Genomic DNA, 2,459 nt, shown 5'->3' on the forward strand with positions numbered 1-2,459 from the left:
CACCTTCTCGCGATCGATCGTCGCGCAGGCGGCGGCCCTGCTGGCCGAGGCAGGGGTCGCCGATCCGGGGCGCTATCTGTCGGGTCTCGTGCACACGACGGTCGACCAGGCCCTCGTCGACCACACCGCGGTCTGACGCGGTCGGGTCCGGCCCGCGAGGGTCGATACGATCATCGGATGATCAGCACCACCGCGGGGCTCCGCACCCGGCTCGCCGAGCTGCGAGCAGAGGCCCCCGCGTCGACGGTCGCCCTCCTCTCGACGATCGGCGCACTGCACGACGGCCACCGCGACCTCATCCGCGCCGCACGAGAGGCGGCCGACATCGTCGTCGTCTCGATGTTCCTGAACCCGCTGCGGTTCCGCACGGCCGCCGATGCGCAGGCGTACCCGCGCACCCCGGAGGCGGACCGGGCGATGCTCGACGAGCTCGACGTCGACATCGCGTTCGCTCCGACGACCGTCGAGCTGTTCGCCGACCTCTCCTCGACGACGAAGGTCTCCGCCGGCGACCTGGGGCTGCGCTACGAGGGGCGCTCTCGTCCGTACTACTTCGACGGGCTGCTCACCGTCGAGGCGAAGCTGTTCTCCCTCGTGCGACCGGATGTGGCCGTCTACGGGCGCCGCGACCGGCAGCGGGTGTTCCTCGTCGAGCGGATGATCCGCGACTTCTTCCTCGACATCGACGTCGTCACGGTCGACATCGTGCGCGACGGCGGCGGGCTGCCCGTGTCCTCGCGCGTGGCGCTGCTGGATGACGCCGACCTCGCGGCGGCGGCGAAGCTCCCACTCGCGCTCGAGGCGGCGGCCGCCAACGCCGACCGCGGCGTCGACGCGTGCATCGCGGCGGCGCAGGGCGCCCTCATGGGCGAACCGCGCATCGCCCTGGAGTACCTCAACGTCGTCGACCCGGCCACGTTCCTGCCCGTCGACGAGGGGCACGCGGGGCCGGCGCTCGCGCTGATCGCGGCCACGGTGGCCGGCCACCGCTTCATCGACAACGTCGAGATCTACATCGGCTGAGCCCATCCGGCTCGTCCTGCCGCCGCGGCTAGACTGGGCGGCGACTTTCGCGAGGAGCCCCCCGACATGACAGACACGTCCGCTGCGCCCGAAGACGCGGCCGAGCAGTCCGCCGACGACACCTTCGAGCAGCGGGCCGTGCGGCTGGCCAAGCGCGAACGCCTCATCGCCGACCGTGCCGACGCCGCCGGCGGCGCCTATCCGGTGAGCGTGCCCGTCACCGACACGATCCCGGCGCTGCGGGAGCGCTACGGCGACCTCGAGGCGGGCGCCGAGACGGGAACCGTGGCCGCGGTCGCCGGTCGCGTGGTCTTCAGCCGCAACACGGGCAAGCTCTGCTTCGCCTCGCTGCAGTCCGGCGACGGCAGCCGCATCCAGGCGATGGTGTCGCTGGCGAACGTCGGCGAGGAGTCGCTGGCGGCCTGGAAGGAACTGGTCGACCTCGGCGACCACGTCTTCGTCTCGGGAGAGGTCATCTCCTCGCGTCGCGGCGAACTGTCGATCATGGTCTCCGAGTGGCGCATCGCATCCAAGGCCGTGCTGCCGCTGCCGAATCTGCACAGCGACCTCAGCGAGGAGAGCCGTGTGCGCAGCCGCTTCCTCGACCTGATCGTGCGCGACCGTGCGCGCGAGACCGTGCTCGCCCGCGCGAAGGTCAATCAGAGCCTGCGCCAGACGTTCACCGAGCGCGGCTTCGTCGAGGTCGAGACGCCGATGCTGCAGGTTCAGCACGGTGGCGCATCCGCCCGTCCCTTCGTGACCCACTCCAACGCGTTCGACGCCGATCTCTACCTGCGGATCGCGCCGGAGCTCTACCTCAAGCGCGCCGTCGTCGGGGGCATCGACCGCGTCTACGAGATCAACCGCAACTTCCGCAACGAGGGCGCCGATTCCACCCACAGCCCGGAGTTCGCGATGCTCGAGGCCTACGAGGCCTACAGCGACTATCGGGGCATCGCCGATCTGACGCAGACCCTCATCCAGGATGCGGCGATCGCTGTGGCGGGGACCACCGAGGTGACGTGGGCCGACGGCACCGTCTACGACCTCGGCGGGGAGTGGGACCGCATCTCGATGTACGACTCGCTCAACGCGGCCCTCGCCGAGGCGTGGACCGACGGTGCCGCGCCGAGGATCGACCCGCAGACCCCGCTGGAGCCGCTGATCGCGATCGCGGAGCGCTTCGAGGTCGAGGTGCCCTCCCACGCGATCCCCGGCAAGCTCGTCGAGGAGCTGTGGGAGCACTTCGTGAAGGGCGGGCTCGAGCGGCCGACCTTCGTCATGGACTTCCCGCTGGACACCAGCCCCCTCGTACGCGAACACCGCAGCATCCCGGGCGTCGTGGAGAAGTGGGACCTGTACGTGCGCGGCTTCGAGCTGGCCACGGGATACTCCGAGCTCGTCGACCCGGTGATCCAGCGCGAGCGCTTCACCGA

At 70.6% G+C, this 2,459-nt stretch carries 2 protein-coding genes; both read left to right on the top strand.

What is annotated here, in order from left to right:
• The first annotated feature begins 177 nt into the window (after positions 1 to 177).
• Positions 178 to 1,023 carry a 4-phosphopantoate--beta-alanine ligase gene (locus tag B4E30_RS11390; RefSeq protein ID WP_194384382.1) on the top strand — a complete coding sequence of 282 codons (846 nt, stop codon included), beginning with the start codon at positions 178 to 180 and terminating at the stop codon, positions 1,021 to 1,023.
• A 66-nt stretch (positions 1,024 to 1,089) separates the two neighbouring features.
• The coding region (locus tag B4E30_RS11395) for a lysine--tRNA ligase (protein WP_286795381.1) at positions 1,090 to 2,459 on the top strand (1,370 nt) is incomplete at its 3' end.

This window comes from Microbacterium sp. UBA3394, assembly GCF_002358725.1.
GTDB lineage: Bacteria > Actinomycetota > Actinomycetes > Actinomycetales > Microbacteriaceae > Microbacterium > Microbacterium luteum.